Here is a 434-nt window from a genome sequence, read left to right on the forward strand (position 1 = left end):
ACCACACAAAAGCGCAGCCTGCCATACGTGTTTAATGCTCGCGTCCACTATACAGTTCTCACACAACACCCCAACCATCAACCAGCACACACACTGTGTCCACCAGTCATATGGTCAGGCACCAAAAAAGGGGATAATGCCCCAGACACCCAACAATGCACCAACATACAAACAAATACTTTTTTCAAACTGTGCACGACACTGTGTGTCACAAAGCGCCATTCAAACACTCGGTCTTTGTCTTAAAGGTGTATCTTCCACCCGGAAATTTTCAAACAAACAACGTTGGCAGCATGACACTCGCACACTCAACCAACACCCACCACAAAGTGGCAGGACAAGGCACAACTGTGCCCGAATAATAAAGCTCCTTAGAAAGGAGGTGATCCACCCGCACCTTCCGGTACGGGTACCTTGTTACGACTTCGTCCCAA

The 434-nt window shown here is 48.4% G+C and carries 1 rRNA gene; it reads right to left on the reverse strand.

Features of this window, described 5'->3' with window-relative positions:
* Positions 1–375: 375 nt before the first annotated feature.
* Positions 376–434 (reverse strand): 16S ribosomal RNA (locus tag QP990_RS12150); the annotation flags it as partial.

Source organism: Corynebacterium sp. MSK071, from assembly GCF_030232125.1.
Taxonomy (GTDB): domain Bacteria; phylum Actinomycetota; class Actinomycetes; order Mycobacteriales; family Mycobacteriaceae; genus Corynebacterium; species Corynebacterium kefirresidentii.